This is a genomic window from Micromonospora sp. NPDC002717 (assembly GCF_040295705.1).
In the GTDB taxonomy this organism is placed as follows: Bacteria; Actinomycetota; Actinomycetes; order Mycobacteriales; family Micromonosporaceae; genus Micromonospora.
Window position 1 is genome coordinate 172,297 of the sequence record NZ_JBEOVW010000008.1, and the last position, 16,919, is coordinate 189,215.

The 16,919-nt window shown below is 75.1% G+C and carries 13 protein-coding genes; 9 read left to right on the forward strand and 4 right to left on the reverse strand.

All coding sequences use genetic code 11. From position 1 onward, the window contains the following. Positions 1-12: 12 nt before the first annotated feature. Genes glgA through glgB form a run of 3 tightly spaced genes read left to right on the forward strand, consistent with a single transcriptional unit; the run spans position 13 to position 5,446 of the window. Positions 13-1,221: a glycogen synthase gene (gene glgA / locus ABT006_RS14635; RefSeq protein WP_350706481.1), complete on the forward strand. Its 1,209-nt coding sequence runs from the start codon at positions 13-15 to the stop codon at positions 1,219-1,221. Between the two features lie 38 nt (positions 1,222-1,259). Next, complete coding sequence (locus tag ABT006_RS14640) at positions 1,260-3,356, forward strand: alpha-1,4-glucan--maltose-1-phosphate maltosyltransferase (RefSeq protein WP_350706483.1); 2,097 nt, start codon at positions 1,260-1,262, stop codon at positions 3,354-3,356. Next, the gene (gene glgB, locus ABT006_RS14645) at positions 3,344-5,446 is read left to right on the forward strand and encodes a 1,4-alpha-glucan branching protein GlgB (protein ID WP_350706485.1); all 2,103 of its coding nucleotides are present in this window, start codon (positions 3,344-3,346) and stop codon (positions 5,444-5,446) included. Before ABT006_RS14640 ends, glgB begins: the two co-directional genes overlap by 13 nt. 34 nt (positions 5,447-5,480) lie before the next feature. Here glgB and ABT006_RS14650 read toward each other — a convergent pair whose 3' ends face one another. Beyond that, positions 5,481-6,521 carry an App1 family protein phosphatidate phosphatase gene (locus ABT006_RS14650; RefSeq protein ID WP_350706486.1) on the reverse strand — a complete coding sequence of 347 codons (1,041 nt, stop codon included), beginning with the start codon at positions 6,519-6,521 and terminating at the stop codon, positions 5,481-5,483. 136 nt (positions 6,522-6,657) lie between these two features. Between ABT006_RS14650 and ABT006_RS14655 the strand changes: the two genes are divergently transcribed. The 4 genes from ABT006_RS14655 to ABT006_RS14670 all read left to right on the forward strand — a co-directional run bounded on the left by ABT006_RS14655 (position 6,658) and on the right by ABT006_RS14670 (position 11,105). Continuing rightward, positions 6,658-8,277, forward strand: a complete 1,620-nt coding sequence (locus tag ABT006_RS14655) for a hypothetical protein (RefSeq protein WP_350706488.1) — start codon at positions 6,658-6,660, stop codon at positions 8,275-8,277. A gap of 61 nt (positions 8,278-8,338) precedes the next feature. Continuing rightward, the gene (gene yaaA / locus ABT006_RS14660; RefSeq protein WP_350706490.1) at positions 8,339-9,136 is read left to right on the forward strand and encodes a peroxide stress protein YaaA; all 798 of its coding nucleotides are present in this window, start codon (positions 8,339-8,341) and stop codon (positions 9,134-9,136) included. A 101-nt stretch (positions 9,137-9,237) separates the two neighbouring features. Next, the gene (locus ABT006_RS14665) at positions 9,238-9,912 is read left to right on the forward strand and encodes a hypothetical protein (RefSeq protein ID WP_350706492.1); all 675 of its coding nucleotides are present in this window, start codon (positions 9,238-9,240) and stop codon (positions 9,910-9,912) included. Between the two features lie 224 nt (positions 9,913-10,136). Beyond that, positions 10,137-11,105, forward strand: a complete 969-nt coding sequence (locus ABT006_RS14670) for a TAXI family TRAP transporter solute-binding subunit (protein WP_466023280.1) — start codon at positions 10,137-10,139, stop codon at positions 11,103-11,105. A gap of 103 nt (positions 11,106-11,208) precedes the next feature. Here ABT006_RS14670 and ABT006_RS14675 read toward each other — a convergent pair whose 3' ends face one another. Both ABT006_RS14675 and ABT006_RS14680 read right to left on the reverse strand, forming a co-directional pair. After that, complete coding sequence (locus tag ABT006_RS14675) at positions 11,209-12,705, reverse strand: sensor histidine kinase (protein WP_350706494.1); 1,497 nt, start codon at positions 12,703-12,705, stop codon at positions 11,209-11,211. A gap of 6 nt (positions 12,706-12,711) precedes the next feature. Further along, on the reverse strand, positions 12,712-13,368 hold the full coding sequence (locus ABT006_RS14680; RefSeq protein ID WP_350706496.1) for a response regulator transcription factor: 657 nt from the start codon (positions 13,366-13,368) through the stop codon (positions 12,712-12,714). A 226-nt stretch (positions 13,369-13,594) separates the two neighbouring features. Here ABT006_RS14680 and ABT006_RS14685 point away from each other — a divergent pair, with 226 nt between their 5' ends. Then, entirely contained in the window at positions 13,595-13,933 is a 339-nt protein-coding gene (locus ABT006_RS14685) for a DUF952 domain-containing protein (protein ID WP_350706498.1), read from the forward strand. 164 nt (positions 13,934-14,097) lie between these two features. Continuing rightward, positions 14,098-14,643, forward strand: coding sequence for an acyltransferase (locus ABT006_RS14690; RefSeq protein WP_350706500.1), 546 nt, complete (start codon positions 14,098-14,100; stop codon positions 14,641-14,643). Positions 14,644-14,710: 67 nt separating this feature from the next. Here ABT006_RS14690 and ABT006_RS14695 read toward each other — a convergent pair whose 3' ends face one another. Then, positions 14,711-16,468 carry a CDP-glycerol glycerophosphotransferase family protein gene (locus ABT006_RS14695; RefSeq protein ID WP_350706502.1) on the reverse strand — a complete coding sequence of 586 codons (1,758 nt, stop codon included), beginning with the start codon at positions 16,466-16,468 and terminating at the stop codon, positions 14,711-14,713. Positions 16,469-16,919 lie beyond the last annotated feature (451 nt).

The window sequence follows — 16,919 nt, forward strand, 5'->3', positions numbered from 1 at the left end:
AGGGTGCGGTGGATGACGGAATCCGCGCACCTTCGCGTCGACCTGCTGACCCGGGAGTACCCGCCCGAGGTGTACGGCGGCGCCGGGGTGCACGTGGAGTACCTGGCCCGGGAGCTGCGCCGGCTCGCCGACGTGCGGGTGCACTGCTTCGGCGCGCCGCGCACCGAGCCGGGCGTCACCGCGTACGCCGAACCGGCGGGCCTGGGCGGCGCGAACGCCGCGCTGCGGACGATGGGCGTGGATCTGGAGATGGCGGCGGCGTGCGCCGGCACCGACGTGGTGCACAGCCACACCTGGTACGCCAACCTGGCCGGGCACACCGCGAAGCTGCTGCACGGCGTGCCGCACGTGGTGACCGCGCACAGCCTGGAGCCGCTGCGGCCGTGGAAGGCCGAGCAGCTCGGCGGCGGCTACGCGCTCTCGTCCTGGTGCGAGCGCACGGCCTTCGAGGCCGCCGACGCGGTCATCGCGGTCAGCGAGGGGATGCGGCGCGACGTGCTGACCGCCTACCCGGCGGTGGACCCGGACCGGGTCCGGGTGGTCTACAACGGCATCGACACCGACGAGTACTCCCCGGACCACGGCACCGACGTGGTGGACCGGCTCGGCATCGACCCGGCCCGCCCGAGCGTGGTGTACGTCGGGCGGATCACCCGGCAGAAGGGGCTGCCCTACCTGCTGCGCGCGGCGCGCGACCTGCCCGCCGACGCCCAGCTGGTGCTGCTCGCCGGGGCGCCGGACACCCCGGAGATCGCCGCCGAGGTGGAGGGCCTGGTGGCCGAGCTGCGGGCGGGCCGCTCGGGCGTCGTCTGGATCGCCGAGATGCTGCCCAAGCACGAGGTGATCCAGGTGCTCACGCACGCCACGGTCTTCGTCTGCCCGTCGGTCTACGAGCCGATGGGCATCGTGAACCTGGAGGCGATGGCCTGCGAGACGGCGGTGGTGGCCACCGCGACCGGCGGCATCCCGGAGGTGGTCGCCGACGGCGGGACCGGGCTGCTGGTGCCGATCGAGCAGGCCGCCGACGGCTCCGGCCGGCCGCTGGACCCGGGCCGCTTCGTCGCCGACCTCGCGACCAGGGTCAACGAGGTGCTGGCCGACCCGGGACGCGCCACGGAGTTCGGGCTCGCCGGCCGGCGCCGGGCCGTCGAGCAGTTCTCCTGGGACGCCGTGGCGCGGCGGACGCTGGAGGTGTACCGGTCGGTGGGCGCCGCCGGCTGAGCCGCGCGGGAATCGATCTCGCGCAGTAGGTTGGCGGGGTGACTGGACGGTTTCCGATCGAAGACGTCTCCCCCGTCGTCTCCTGCGGTCGCTACCCGGCCAAGGCGGTGGTGGGCGAGCCCGTGCCGGTGTCGGCCCGCGCCTACCGAGAGGGGCACGACGCGCTCGGCTGCAACGTGGTGTGGCTGGGCCCCGACGGGCGGGCCCGGCCGTTCACCCGGATGCGCCCCGGCGAGCCCGGCCAGGACCGCTGGCACGCGGTCATCCGCCCGGACGCGGTCGGCGAGTGGGTGTTCACCGTCGAGGCGTTCCACGATCCCTACCTGACCTGGCAGAACGCGGTCACCAAGAAGCTCGCCGCCGGCCAGGGGTCGGCGGAGCTGGCCAACGACCTCGCCGAGGGCGCCCGGGTGCTGACGGCCGCCGCCGCGCTGGTGCCGGCGGGCGACGTCGACCGGGTGTCGGCGGCGGTGGCGGCGCTGCGCGACGACCGGCTGCCGTTGCCCCGGCGGGTCGCCCCGGCGCTGGAGCTGGCCGGCCTGCTCTGGGAGCACCCGGTCCGGGAGCTGGTCACCACCGGCGAGGAGCACCGGCTCTGGGTGGACCGCCCCCGCGCGCTCTTCTCCGCCTGGTACGAGTTCTTCCCCCGCTCCGAGGGGGCCGTCCCGGCCACCGTCGACGCGCCGGCCCGCTCCGGCACGTTCGCCACCGCCACCGAGCGCCTGCCCGGCGTCGCCGCGATGGGCTTCGACGTGCTCTACCTGCCGCCGATCCACCCGATCGGCCGGGTCAACCGCAAGGGCCGCAACAACTCGCTCACCGCGGGCCCGGACGACGTCGGCTCGCCGTGGGCGATCGGCGCCGCCGAGGGCGGCCACGACGCCATCCACCCCGACCTGGGTACGCCGGAGGACTTCCGGGACTTCGTCGCCGCCGCCGCCGAGCAGGGCCTGGAGGTGGCGATGGACCTGGCGTTGCAGTGCGCGCCGGACCATCCGTGGGTGACGGAGCACCCGGAGTGGTTCACCGCACGGGCAGACGGCAGCATCGCGTACGCGGAGAACCCGCCGAAGAAGTACCAGGACATCTACCCGCTGAACTTCGACAACGACCCGGAGGGCATCCGGGCGGAGATCCTGCGGGTGGTGCTGCACTGGGTGGGCGAGGGCATCCGGATCTTCCGGGTGGACAACCCGCACACGAAGCCGGTCGACTTCTGGCACTGGCTGATCGCCGAGGTGAAGAAGGTCGACCCGGACGTGCTCTTCCTCGCCGAGGCGTTCGCCCGGCCGGCGATCATGCACGGCCTGGGCAAGATCGGCTTCACCCAGTCGTACACGTACTTCACGTGGCGCACCTCGGCGGCCGAGATGCGGGCGTACTGCGAGGAGCTGGTCGCGGCGGCCGACCACATGCGACCCAACTTCTGGCCGAACACGCCGGACATCCTGCACTCCTCGTTGCAGCACGGCGGCCCGCCCATGTTCAAGATCCGGGCCGTGCTGGCCGCGCTGCTCTCCCCCTCCTGGGGCATGTACGCCGGCTACGAGCTGTTCGAGCACGTGGCCCGCCCCGGCGCCGAGGAGTACCTCGACAGCGAGAAGTACGAGCTGCGCCCGAGGGACTGGACGGGCGCGCAGGCGCAGGGCCGCTCCCTGGCGCCGTTCGTCGCCACCCTCAACCGGGTACGCCGGGAGAACCCGGCCCTGCACCAGCTCCGCAACCTCGTCTTCCACGAGATCGACAACCCGGCGCTGCTCTGCTGGTCCAAACACGACCCGGACACCGGCAACACGGTCGTCGTGGTCTGCTCGTTCGACGCGCAGGGCGTGCAGTGGGGCAACACCACGCTGGACATGCCGGCGCTCGGCTTCGACTGGCACGACCGGTTCACGGTGCACGACGAGCTGACCGGCGCCAGTTACGACTGGGGGCAGCACAACGCGGTGCGGCTCGACCCGTACCTGCAACCCGCGCACGTGCTGACCGTGCGACGGCCCGCTCCGCCGGCCGGCCCGGCGGCACAGGCGCCGGCGGCGCAGGGCCTGACCGTCGAGAACGTTCCCGACGACCTCTCGGGCGGCACCGCCCCCACCGTTCCCGGGCAGGAGGACGACCCCCGATGGACGAGTTGATCGCCGGCGCGACGCACGACCCGCACGCCGTCCTCGGCGCGCACCCGGCCGACGGGCGGACGGTCGTCCGCACGATGCGCCGTGGCGCCGCCGACGCCGCCGTCCTCGTCGACGGCCGGCGGCACCCGATGCGTCGGGTGCACGACGTCGGCGTGTTCGAGGCCACGGTGCCGGGCGAGGTGCTCGACTACCGGATCGAGGTCGACGGCCGGGTGCACGACGACCCGTACCGCCACCCGCCCACCGTCGGCGAACTGGACCTGCACCTGATCGGCGAGGGCCGGCACGAGCGGCTCTGGGAGGCGCTCGGCGCGCGGGTCCTCGACGAGGGCGTCGCGTTCGCCGTCTGGGCGCCGAACGCGCGCGGTGTGCGGGTCGTCGGCGACTTCACCGGCTGGGCCCCGGACGACGGCTGGCCGATGCGCTCGCTCGGCGCCAGCGGCGTGTGGGAGGTCTTCGTCCCGGGCGCCTCGGCCGGCGCCCGCTACAAGTACCGCGTCCTCGGCGCCGACGGGCACTGGCGGGACAAGGCCGACCCCCTGGCGGCGTACGCCGAGGTGCCGCCGGCCACCGCCTCGGTGGTGCACCACTCGACGTACGAGTGGGGCGACGCCGCCTGGCTGGAGCGGCGGGCCCGCCGGCAGCCGTACCAGGAGCCGATGAGCGTCTACGAGGTGCACCTGGGCTCCTGGCGGCCCGGGCTGGGCTACCGGGAGCTGGCCGAGGAGCTGACCGCGTACGTCACCGGGCTGGGCTTCACGCACGTGGAGTTCCTGCCCGTGATGGAGCACCCGTTCGGCGGCTCCTGGGGCTACCAGGTCACCGGCTACTTCGCGCCGACGTCCCGGTTCGGCGACCCGGACGACTTCCGCTACCTGGTGGACCGGCTGCACGCCGCCGGCGTCGGCGTGCTCCTGGACTGGGTGCCGGCGCACTTCCCCAAGGACGAGTGGGCCCTCGCCCGCTTCGACGGCACCCCCCTCTACGAGCACCCCGACCCGCGCCGGGGCGAGCACCCCGACTGGGGCACGTACGTCTTCGACTTCGGCCGCCGCGAGGTGCGCAACTTCCTGGTCGCCAACGCGCTCTACTGGTGCGACCAGTTCCACGTCGACGGGCTGCGGGTGGACGCCGTGGCCTCGATGCTCTACCTGGACTACTCCCGCCCCGAGGGGCAGTGGGTCCCGAACCGGTACGGCGGGCGGGAGAACCTGGAGGCGATCGCGTTCATGCAGGAGGTGAACGCGACGGTCTACAAGCACCACGCCGGGGTGGTGATGATCGCCGAGGAGTCCACCGCCTGGCCGGGGGTCACCCGCTCCACCGACGCCGGCGGGCTCGGCTTCGGTTTCAAGTGGAACATGGGCTGGATGCACGACACCCTGCTCTACACCTCGAAGGACCCGATCTACCGGCAGCATCACCACCACCAGCTCACGTTCTCCCTGGCGTACGCCTGGAGCGAGAACTACGTGCTGCCGATCAGCCACGACGAGGTGGTGCACGGCAAGGGTTCCCTCGCGGGCAAGATGCCGGGTGACACCTGGCAGCGGCTGGCCACCGTGCGCGCGCTGCTGGCGTACATGTGGGCGCACCCGGGCAAGCAACTGCTCTTCATGGGCTGCGAGCTGGCCGACGACCGGGAGTGGAGCGAGGAGCGCGGGCTCGACTGGCACCTGCTGCACGACCCGGCCCGCGCCGGCGTGCAGCGCCTCGTCGGCGACCTGAACCGCGTCTACCGGGACACCCCCGCACTGTGGGCGCAGGACACGGACCCGGCCGGGTTCCGGTGGATCGCCGCGGACGACGTCGCCAACAACACCGTCTCGTTCGTGCGGATCGCCCCCGACGGCGCGACCCTGGTCTGCGTGGCGAACTTCTCCGCCCGGCCGCTGACGGACTACCGCATCGGGCTGCCCGCCGGCGGTACCTGGGCGGAGGTGCTCAACACCGACTCCCACCACTACGGCGGGTCGGGGGTCGGCAACCTGGGCGAGGTGCACGCCGAGGACGTGCCGTGGCACGGCCTGCCGGCGTCCGCCGCGCTCCAGGTGCCGCCGCTCGGCGTGCTCTGGCTCCGCCACGACTGAGCGCCCGGCCCCGGCGCGGGTCGCCGACCGGGAATCAGACCAGGCCGGCGTCGCGCAGCAGCTTCCACAGGCCGGCGCCGTCGGGCGCGGAGAGCCACTTCTGCCCCACCGGCCCCGCCGAGGAGCTGCCGGCCGGGGCGGGCAGGCTACCGGCCAGCACCGCCTGGGTGGGCGAGAGCCGGCGGATCGCCACCCCCGCCACGTTCTGCGGGTGGGCGGCCGCGAACTCGCGGTAGATCTCCGGGTCGTGCTGCCCGTCGTCGCCGACCAGCAGCCACTTCACGTCGGGGAACTCCTTGGCCAGCCGGGCCAGGGTGACCCGCTTGTGCTCCCGGCCGCTGCGGAACCAGCGGTCCGCGGTCGGCCCCCAGTCGGTCAGCAGCAGCGGCCCGGCCGGGTAGAGGTGCCGGGACAGGAACCGGGTCAGCGTCGGCGCGACGTTCCAGGCGCCGGTCGACAGGTAGAAGACCGGCGCGCCGGGGTGCGCGGTGGCCAGCCGCTCGTAGAGCACCGCCATGCCGGGCACCGCCGTCCGGGCGTGCTCGTCGAGGACGAAGGTGTTCCAGGCCGCGAGCAGCGGGCGGGGCAGCGCGGTCACCATGACCGTGTCGTCGATGTCGGAGAGGATGCCGAAGCGCACCTCCGGGTCGAGGATGCGCACGGGCGCCTCGACCGGCTCGGCGTCCGGCAGGCTGATCCGCACCGCGCCCCACCCCGGCGGCAGGTCCGCCTCGACCACGGTGTCGACGAAGCCGCTGCGGTCGGCCGGCGCCTCGTGGCGCACCCCGCCGGCCTCGACGGTCACCGTCACGTGCTTGGCCGGCAGGGTGGTGAAGCTGCGCCAGCCGCGGACCTTCTCCAGCCGGCCCCGCTGGCGGGTGTCCGGCCGCCCCAGCAGCACCCGGCACATCACCCGTACCCAACCGGGCGCGCCGTAGCCGGCGTACGCGATGATGTTGGTCCGCCAGCCGGTGCGCCGCAGCCGACGCTCGACCAGCGCGTGCACGGCGTCCTCGATCCGCGCGGCCCGGTGCAGGTTCGGTACGGCCAACTGGCCGGCGGGAGTGGGTGGCACGTCAGCAACCCTGCCACAACCCGACGACCTCGGCCACGCGAGGCGATCTTCGCCGGCCGCCGGCTGCGCCGAACCGCCCCGCCCGGCCCCGGCGGCGTGTAACACTCCGGTCGGGACGACGACGGGGGCGTTGGTCGTGTCGCAACCAGTACACAGGCGTGGGCGGTGGCGTCCGCAGCTCGACCGGCCGGCGCTCGTCGCGCTGCTGTTCGGGCTCGCCGGGGTCGGCTACCGGCTGGTGCTGACCCTGCACACGGTGCCCGTCTCCAACAGCGACGAGGCCACCTTCGGGCTGGCCGCGATGCACATCGCGCAGGGCCGCGAGCTGCCCGTCTTCCTCTACGGCCAGCGCTACATGGGCGTGCTGGAGTCCTACCTGGCGGCGCCGCTGATCGCGGTCGCCGGGCCGAGTTGGCCGCTGCTGCGCCTGCCGTTGCTGTTGCTCTACGCCGTCTTCCTCTGGCTGATCCACCGGCTGACCCGACGGATCTGCTCGCCCTGGTTCGCCGCCTTCGTCGTCGGGCTGCTCGCCCTCGGCGGGGAGCGGGTGGTCCGGGACCAGTTGACCGTGGTCGGCGGCCGGCCGGAGGTCAAGGTCGCCGTGCTGCTGATGCTGCTGGTCGTGGTGGGACTCGCCCGGGGTACCGTGCGGCACCGCCGGCTGGCCGTCGGGCTCTTCGGCCTGCTCGCCGGGGTGGCCGCCTGGTCGGACTGGCTGATCCTGCCCTACCTGGGGGTGGCCGCGCTGGCGCTGCTCTGGGTGGCCCGCCGGGAGCTGCTCGGCTGGGCCGGGGCGCTGCTGCTGGCCGGGTTCGCCGTCGGGATCGCGCCGATGATCCGGGACAACCTGGTCGCCCCGCCCGGCGAGGACTCGCTGTCGGTGTTGCGCGAGGTCAGCACCCGGGCCGGGCCGACGCCGCCGTGGAGCCGGCGGCTCGACGGCGGGCTGCTGGAGGGGGTGCCGCTCGCCGCCGGACTCTGCCCGGTGGACGGCTGCTCCCGCTGGCAGGGGTGGTTCGGCCTGCTCTACCCGCTGCTGCTGGTGGTCGCCGCCGCGCTCGCCGTGGTCGCGTACCGCCGGGCCGCGGGTGCCCCGCCCGGCCGCCGGGTCGGCCCGGTGGTGCACCTCGCGCTGGTCGTGGGCGCGGCGCTGACCCTGCTGTCGTACGTGCGCAGCCCGCTGGCCGCCACCAGCCCGCTGGACAACGCCCGGTACCTGTCGGTCCTCCAGCTCTCCCTGCCGGCGGTGCTGTGGCCGCTCTGGCTGGCATCGGTCGCCTGTTGGCGGGGCACGGTCGGGGCGCTCGGCCGGTTGGCCGGGGCGCTCGCCACCGCCGTGCTCGCCGCGCTGACCGCGACCATGCTGGTGGTCACCGTGCAGTTCGCCGCCACCGGCACCGAGGCGTCCCGGGTCGAGGAGCGGCAGGCCCGCGAGCTGGCCGACCGGCTCCGCGCGGGCGGCCCCCACGAGGTGTACGGGGACTACTGGACCTGCAACCGGCTGATCTTCAACACCGACGAGTCGGTGGTGTGCGCGGTGCTCGACGGCGAACTCACCCCGGGGCAGAACCGCTATCGCGCGTACTGGCGGCAGGTGGGGCGGGCCGACCGGCCCGGGTACGTGCTGGCGGCCGACTCGGCGGCGGAGCGGCGGCTGCGCCGGCTGCTCGGCGACCGGGCCGACGCGGCGCTGCTCGCCGAGGTGGGCGGCTATCGCGTGTACCACCCGGAGACTCCGGTGCGGCCGTGGCGGTAGGGACGGGCCGTACGCTGGCCGGGCCGGCGCGCGGGCGCCGCGCCGAGGCGAGGAGTCACCCATGCTCATCCTGCTGCCGCCCTCCGAGGGGAAGGCCGATGCCGGCACCGGCCGGCGGCTGGACCTCGCCCGCCTCTCCCTGCCGGAGCTGACCGGCGCCCGGGAGGAGGTGCTGGCCGCGCTGGTGGCGCTCAGTGACGGCGGCGACGAGGAGGCGGCCCGGGCGGCGTTGGGGCTCAGCGAGGGCCAGCGCGGCGAGCTGCGGCGCAACGCCCGGCTGCGGGTGGCGGCCACCGCCCCCGCCGACCGGCTCTACACCGGCGTGCTCTACGAGGCGCTCGACCTCGCCTCGCTCCCGCCGGCCGCGCAGCGGGTGGCCCGCCGGTCGGTGCTGATCAGCTCGGGCCTCTGGGGCGCGGTGCGCCTCACCGACCGCATCCCGCCCTACCGCTGCCCGATCGGGGCGCGGCTGCCGGGGGTGGGCGCGCTGTCGGCGTACTGGCGGCGGGCCCTCGCGCCGGCGATGGACGCCGCGGCCGGCGCCGGGCCGGTGCTCGACCTGCGCTCCGGCGCGTACGCGGCCACCTGGGCGCCCCGCGGCGAGGTGGCCACCCGCACCGTGACGGTCCGGGTGCTGCACGAGCGGGAGGTCGACGGCGTGCCCGTCCGGTCGGTGGTGAGCCACTTCAACAAGGCGACCAAGGGTCGGCTGGTGCGGGACCTGCTGACCGCGGGCGCCCGGCCGCGCTCGGCCGACGGGCTGGTGGCGGCGCTGCGCGACCTGAAGTACACGGTGCTGGAGCAGCCCGGGCCGTCCCACCGGCCACGCCAGGTCGACCTGGTCGTCACCGAGCTGTAGGGCTGCCGCAAGATTTCCTCAAGGCTGGGGCGGATCGGTTTCCCCGTCGGCGTCTTCGGGCCACGGTAGGGGGACCCCGACGCCGACAAGGAGTGCCTGAGTTGGCTCCCGAACCGATTTTGCTCGACCGGCCGCGCCTCCCGTCGACCCCGCCGCCGCTGGACTGGCTGACCCTGGCCGACGCGTTCGAGGCCGCCTGCCTGCTGCGCTGCATGCCCCCGCCGGCCGTCGCCGGCGCCCGCCGCCCGGTGCCGCACCACCGTCCGGCGACCGTCGAGTTCAACCGGGAGGAGGCCGCCCTACGGTTCCGGCAACTGCTCGGCCGGTTGGACGTCCCGATCGGGCACGAGGTGACCGTCGGCGGGCTACGCCGCCGGTACGAGCTGCACCGGCTCTCGGTGCCCCCGGCGGACCGGCCGGCGTACGCGCGGACGCTGGAGGCCGGCTGGCGGCAGGGCCGGCGCGAGCTGCTGGGCGGCCTGGTCCCCGGCGCGTCGACGGCGCGGCGGGTGTGGCGGCCCCGGCTGGCGGCGGCGGCCTGGCGGGCCGCCCTGCTCGCCGGGGGGCGGCACGTGCGCCGGCACATCCTCGGCGTCCGGCTCACCGACCGGGAACTGGCCGCCGTCCTGGTGCGCGGGGCCGCTCTGCTGGACGTGCCGGCGCTGCTGCGCCCCGGCACCGGGTGCTTCCTGGTCTGCGTCGCCGACGGCCCGGACCGCGAGCGGATCCTGCACAGCGCCGCGCTGGAGCCCGCCCGGGCGGCCGAGCCGGCATGACGGCCGGATGACCGCGACCACCGCGCGGACCGCGTCGGGTGGGGCACCGGCGGACCGCCCGGGACCGCCGTTCCGACCTCGGTCGCGTACCGCAGCCAACTGAGCCTCGCCGTCGACCCGGCGCCGGGGTCGTAGTCCGACCGGTGGGCCTCGGGTTGCGGTGACGGCCCGCGCGGCGCAGAGTGCAGCCCGTGAGCCGAACCCGGTCCTGCCGCGCCCGCGCCGTGCGCCCGTCGTCCTGGTTCCGACATGGCCGCCCGCGCCCCGGTCGTCCGGCGGCGCTGCTGTCGCTGCTGCTGGTGGTGACGCTGCCCGGCCTCGCCGGCTGCCAGGACTCCCCCGAGCCGCCGGTGCGGATCCGGATCGCGACCGGCAGCCCGACGGCGGTCTACCACGCCTTCGGCCGGTCGCTGGCCGACATCCTCAACCGGGAGATGCCGAACGTCGAGGCCAGCGTGGTGGTGACCGCCGCCTCGGCGGAGAACGTCCGGCTGGTCGGCTCGGGCGAGGCCGAGCTGGGTTTCACCCAGGCCGACGTGCTGCCGGCCGCGCCGGCGACGCACCCGTCGGTCGTCGCGGTCGCCCGGGTCTACGACGACCTGCTGCACCTGGTCACCACCGCCGGCGGGCCGGTCCGCACGCTGGCCGACCTGGGTGGGCGGCGGGTCTCCGTGGGCGCCCCCGGGTCCGGCACCGAGATCACCGCCTCCCGGCTGCTGGAGGTGGCGCGCCTGGGCGGCGACCGGGTGCACCGGGAGCGGCTCGGCCTCGACGACTCGGTGGCGGCGCTGCGGGCCGGCACGATCGACGCGTTCTTCTTCTCCGGCGGGCTGCCGGTCAGCGCGGTGAAGCAGCTCGCCGACGACAGCGCGACCCGGATCGTCGACCTCGGCGAGTGGACCGAGCTGCTGCGCGGCAGCAACCCCCAGGTCTACGTCTCCCGGGACGTCCCCCGCTCGGTGTACGGCACCGATCCGGTCACCACCGTGGCCAACCCGAACTTCCTGATCGTCCGGGCCGACCTGCCGGATGCGCTGGTCCGGGAGGTGACCCGGCTGCTGATGGAACGCCGGCAGGAGCTGGCCGCGGCTCATCCGGCCGCCGGCCGGATGAGCCCGCGCTCGGCCATCGCCACCTCCCCGCTGCCGCTGCACCCCGGCGCCGCCGGCTGGTACCGCGCCGCCAAGCCCTGACCCTGGCGGTCGACCGCCGGCCGGCGGCGGTCACGGGACGCCCGGCCGGCGGGCGATCAGGAGGACCTCGGTCGGACGGCGGCGACGTCGCCCGGGCGGGGCGTCACCCGGTCACGGCGTGCCCCGGCCCGACCGGTGCGGCGGGCGCGCCGACGGGCGGTGCGGGAGCACCGGCGGGGACCGGCTCGGCCTGATCCGCCGGGTCCCTCGGGTCCGCCGGGGCCGCCGGCCGGGTCGGGGCCGGGAACCAGAGGCCGGCGACCAGGCCGCGCGGCTCGCCCCGGCGCATGGTGAGCCGCCCGTCCGAGGCGTCGACCAGCACGGCGACGATGGTGAGGCCCAGCCCGGCGCCGTCGACGTTCTGCACCTCCGGCGCCCGCCAGAACCGCTCGGTCGCCTGGCCGAGCTGGCTCTCCGTCATGCCCGGGCCGGTATCCCGGACCTCCAGCGCCGTCCCGCCCTCGTGGTGCCGCACGGTCACCGTCACCGCCCCGCCGGCGCCGCTGAACTTCACGGCGTTGTCGATCAGCGCGTCCAGGGCCTGGTCGATGGCGGTCGGCACGGTCCGGGCGTACGCCGGGGCGTCCTCCGCCGCGAGCCGGAGGGTGACCGACCGGTGCCGGGCGAGTGGCTCCCACGCGGCGACCCGGGACGCGGCCACGGCCGCCGCGTCAACGGTGACCCGCTGGTTCTCCCGCCGCTCGGCGCGGGCCAGGGTCAGCAGCGCGTCCAGCACCAGGGCGAGCCGGTCGGTCTCCTCCAGGGCCAGCCGGTGCTCGGCCTGGCCGTCCGGGTCGGTCAGGCCCAGCCCCAGCTCCTCCACCCGCAGGCGCAGCGCGGTCAGCGGGTTGCGCAGCTGGTGGCTGGCGTGCGCGACGAAGGCGCGCTGCCGGTCCATCACGTCGGAGACGACGTCGGCCATGTGGTTGAAGCTGGTCGCCAGCCGGCGCAGCTCCGGCGGGCCGAGCCGGTGCTGCACGCGGGCGCCGCGGTCCCCCTCGGCGATCTCGTGGGTGACCGCGTCCAGCTCGGTGACCGGGCGCAGCACCCAGCCGGCCAGCCCGAACGCGGTGAGCACGCAGGCCAGGACGGCGAGCAGCCCCGTCCCGGCCAGCACCAGCCACCAGACGGTGACCGCGCGCCGGACCGAGTCGGTCGGGGTGGCGGTGACCACCGCCCCGAGCACCTCACCGCCGTCGTTGATCGGCACCGCCACCACGATCGGCCGGTCGACCCACGGCCAGACCGACTCCGGCCCACTGGCCTGCTGGCCCGAGAGCGCGGTGTCCAGCGCCTCGCGGGTCCCCGCCGCCGGCCGCCAACTCTCGGAGGCCGCCACCGTCCGGCGGTCCCGGTCGACCACCGCCGCGCCGATCCCGTACAGGTCGTCGTAGCTGCGCAGCTCGTTGTCGAGCGGGCCGGGGGTCCCGCCGCGCAGCGCCGGGCCGGCCAGCGAGGCGAACCGGGTGGCGTCGGCGAGCCGGTCGGCACGCACCCGGTCGGTCTCCCGGGTGGCCAGGGTGGCCGCCAGCGGGGTCTCCAGCGCGATCAGCACCAGCACCATCAGCAGCAGGTAGCTGATCACCAGCCGACGTCGCACGGCGCCTCACTCGCCGCGCAGCCGGTAGCCGACCCCACGGACGGTCTCCACCAGGCGGGGGTCGCCCAGCTTGCCCCGCAGCGAGCCGACGTGCACCTCGACGGTGTGCCCGTCGCCCCAGGTGGTGCCCCAGGCGTCGAGCAGGATCCGCTCGCGGGGCACCGCCACCCCGGGCTGCCGGGCCAGGGAGAGCAGGACGTCGAACTCCTTGCGGGTCAGCGCCACCGGCCGGCCGGCCACGGCGACCGTCCGCGCGGCCACGTCGATGCGGACGGGCCCGGCCTCGATCAGGTTGCGCTCGGGCACCGTGTGCGCGGCCCGGCGCAGTACCGCCTCGATGCGCGCCTGGAGCTCGGTCATGGAGAAGGGCTTGACCACGTAGTCGTCCGCGCCCAGCCGCAGGCCGAGCACCCGGTCCCGCTCCTCGCCCCGGGCGGTCACCGCGATGATGCCGAGCTGGCTGCTGCGCCGGCGCAGCTCACGGCACAGGTCGGTGCCGTCCCCGTCCGGCAGGGTCAGGTCGAGCAGCACCAGGTCGCAGGGGGCGGCGGAGAGGGCGGCGGCGACGGTCGCGGCGTGCTCGACCTCGTACCCCCGGCGGGTGAGGGCGGAGGAGAGCGCGGCGGCCACCCGACGGTCGTCCTCGACCAGCAGGATGCGCACCCGGGGCCCCCATTCGTCGGTGTGTCGACCCCGAATGGTGGCAGAAGCCGGCCGGGAGCGGGAGGGTAGGCCCCGCGGCGACCGCCGTGCGGACGGCGGCCCGGACCTCTCCGGCCCCGCCGGGAGCGGGCGGCGGGCCCCGGGTCGGAGCCCGGAGACCCCCACCGAGAGCGGCGGCGCGGGCGGTACCGCCGAGAACCGGGCCGGTTCTGCGTAGGCTGCCGGGGTGATCTACAAGCTGCTGACCACCGTCGAGTGGGACGACGCCCTGGCCGCGGGCCACTTCGCCGGCACCGCCACGGACGCGCAGTCCGGGTTCATCCACCTCTCCGGGCCCGACCAGGTGGTCGAGACGGCCCGCCGGCACTTCACCGGCGCCACCGGGCTGACCCTGCTCACCGTGGACCCGGCCCGGCTCGGCGACGCGCTGCGCTGGGAACCGTCGCGCGGCGGCGCGCTCTTCCCCCACATCTACGGGCCGCTGCCGGTGCCGGCGGTGGTGGCCGCCGATGCCCTGCCGGCGGACGTGCCGGTCGCCGACGCCGTGGCGGCGCTGCTGGGCTAGCGGGTCGATATGCTACGCCGAGTCCGCGCGCCCCGGCCTCACTCTCCGTGCCCGGGGCCGGCGCGGCAGCCCGGACCCGCGCGGGCGGCCGCCCCTCCCGGCGTACGCCGAACGCGGGTCACCGACGGCGCCCGGCGCGCCCTGCGACCCATGCGAGTTGAAGGATGACTGACAGCAGTTCCCCGTCCCCCTCGGTCTTCGTCCACCCGACGGCCGACGTCGAGGAGGGTGCCCGGGTCGGCGACGGCACCAAGGTCTGGCACCTGGCCCACATCCGGTCCTCCGCCCAGGTGGGCGCCGGCTGCGTCATCGGCCGCAACGTGTACGTCGACGCCGGCGTCACGGTCGGCGACCTGGTCAAGATCCAGAACAACGTCTCCGTCTACCAGGGGGTGACCCTGGAGGACGAGGTGTTCGTCGGGCCGTGCGCCGTCTTCACCAACGACTTCCGGCCCCGCGCGCAGAACCCGGACTGGAAGATCACCCCGACGATGGTCCGCCGGGGCGCCTCGATCGGCGCGAACGCCACCCTCGTCTGCGGCATCGAGGTGGGCGAGTACGCGATGATCGCGGCGGGTTCCGTGGTGACCAAGGACGTGGCGCCGTACCAGCTCGTGGCGGGCAACCCGGCGCGGCCGAAGGGCTGGGTCGACGAGCGGGGCGAGGTCGTCTCCCGGGACGTGGACACCCCGCCGCAGCGGCAGGGCTGACCCACCGACGAGAAACGGCGGTGGACGGGCGCTCCCGTCCACCGCCGTCGCGCGTACGCGCCGGTGCTCAGCGGCAGAGCCGCGCGATCTCCTCCCGGAACCGCTCCATGGGGTTCGCCTCGGCCGGGCCGAGCAGGTAGGTCTTCAGCTCCCGCCGGGCGTCGGTCATCGGGTCGTCGCCGGCCCGGGTGACGGACACGATCTTCTCCAGCTCGCCGCAGTCCCGGGAGAGCAGGTACGCCGCCCGCGACGTCGGGTACTCCCGGCGGAACTCGTCCTCCGGCAGGCCGCCCGGGTTCGCCACCACGTACGGCCGCTGGCTCTGGACGAAGTCCGAGACCACACTGGACACGTCGCTGATCAGCAGGTCGGTCTGGTTGAAGCAGTCGAACAGCGCCGGCGTCCGGCCGGTGACCACGAGGTGCCGCGTGCCGTCCAGGGAGGTCGCGTCCGGGTCACCACCCGCCGCGCGGATCCGCTGCACGATCCGCTCGTGCACCGTCTTCGCCTCCTTGGCGCGGGAGCCGGTCAGCGGGTGCGGCTTGTAGATGAGCCGGACCGCCGGCACGGTGGCCAGCAGCCCCTTGACGATCCGCTCCCCCATCAGCACCAGCGAGGTGTGGTACGGGTCGTCGTCCAGCCACCCCTCCCAGGTCGGGGCGTAGAGCACCGTGAACGGCCGGTCGACCGACTCCGCGCCGAACGTGTGCACCCCGGCGAGCTGCGGCCGTCCGATCTCGACGATGTCGGAGTCGAGCACGCCCACCCCGGCGCGGGCGTACCGCTCGCGCCCGGCGAGGCCGGCGACCCACACCTCGTCGTACACCTTGCTGTACGGGTTGACGCTGGCCTGCTTGTCGCTGTCGCCGTGCCCGACGAAGACGTGCTTCATGCCGGGCTCGCGGAGCATGTGGATGTTCGCGCCGACGTTCGCGGCGTAGAGCGCGGCGCGCACACTGCCCAGTTCGAGGTTCATGAAGTCCACGCCGGCCGGCACGCAGATCACCGGCAGCCGGGTGTCGGCCAGCTCGAGGAACGCCTCCTTGTTGCGCAGCAGCACCACGCCGCGCTGGTCGAGCGCCTCGGTCGGGGCGAGCCACATGTTGGCCTGGTAGACGTCCTTCGCCGGCCCCGCGAAGTAGAGGGCCACCTCCGGCCGGTAGCTGTCCAGCCAGCGCTGGACGGCGGGCAGCAGCGGGCTCTGGCCCATCCCGCGCCCGCGCAGCCAGGTCAGCGCGACGATCCCGCCCACCAGCGCGGCGGCGAACACCGCCACCACTCCCGCGCCAATCACCGGGGCGGCGTTGTCGAGCACCGCCGCGAACACGGCGGCCGGCGCCAGCACCACGTTGACCAGGGCCAGCCGGTCGCCGGCGAGCCAGGCCGCCCAGTCCGGCGGGCGGGGCGCGGCCCGCATCGGGCCGAGCTCGATGTTGCGCACCAGCGCCGACAGGGGGTTGCGCCGGTCGATCATCGTGGCGAGCGCGCCGGCGAAGACCGAGATCAGCCAGACTGTCGACGGCAGCACCAGGACCAGGCTGAGTTCCCACGCGCTCGGCCGGACCTCGGCGACCACCAGCAGGACGACCGCGAGGTCGCGGGCGAGCTGCCGGTAGTCGCCCCGCAGGCCGACCTTATCGAGCAGCGTGTGTGTGGCGGGCGACCAGCGGGCGAGCGCGTACTCGCCGGCGAGCGCGGCCAGCCCGGCGACGGCGAAGGCGCCGATCCAACCGAGCGCGCCGGCGGCGAGCATCACCAGGTAGGCCAGCAGCAGCAGCGCGCCGCGGGCGGCGACTCCCGCCGGTCCCATCAACTTGCCGAACAAGGACTAGCTCCCTACGAGATCGACGACTGGCTCACCGACCGTCACTGGCGCCGTGACGGCAGCGTTCCCCGCTTCGGCGACCGTCGGCGCCCGGACGCCACCGGCGCGCCCCGACGGAACGCGACGGGACGGGACAGCGGTCGCGGCGACCTGCCTGTCCGTCCATCGTCGCTGACCAGCGACGGCACCGGCGCCCGCGGCCACCCGCCACCACGCCGGTGTGACCTTAACGCGAAGGAACGCGCCGGTATCGCTCGGGTACCGCCACACCGGGACGATTTGGTCCCTCCGGGCCACAGTCGCCACCGGGCCGGGATGATCCACCGCAAAAACGACGCCGGTGACGACGCGTCGCCGACGCCGGGTTCGCCGGGTCAGCGCGGCCGGCTCCCGTTCCTATACTGGTCCGGCCGCTCGCCGACCGGGTGGCCGCACGGGCGGCCGCACCTCG

Coding starts and splice junctions, on each gene's coding strand:
- glgA (WP_350706481.1), top strand. CDS start 13: ATGACGGAATCCGCGCACCTTCGCGTCGACCTGCTGACCCGGGAGTAC.
- glgB (WP_350706485.1), top strand. CDS start 3,344: ATGGACGAGTTGATCGCCGGCGCGACGCACGACCCGCACGCCGTCCTC.
- yaaA (WP_350706490.1), top strand. CDS start 8,339: ATGCTCATCCTGCTGCCGCCCTCCGAGGGGAAGGCCGATGCCGGCACC.
- ABT006_RS14690 (WP_350706500.1), top strand. CDS start 14,098: ATGACTGACAGCAGTTCCCCGTCCCCCTCGGTCTTCGTCCACCCGACG.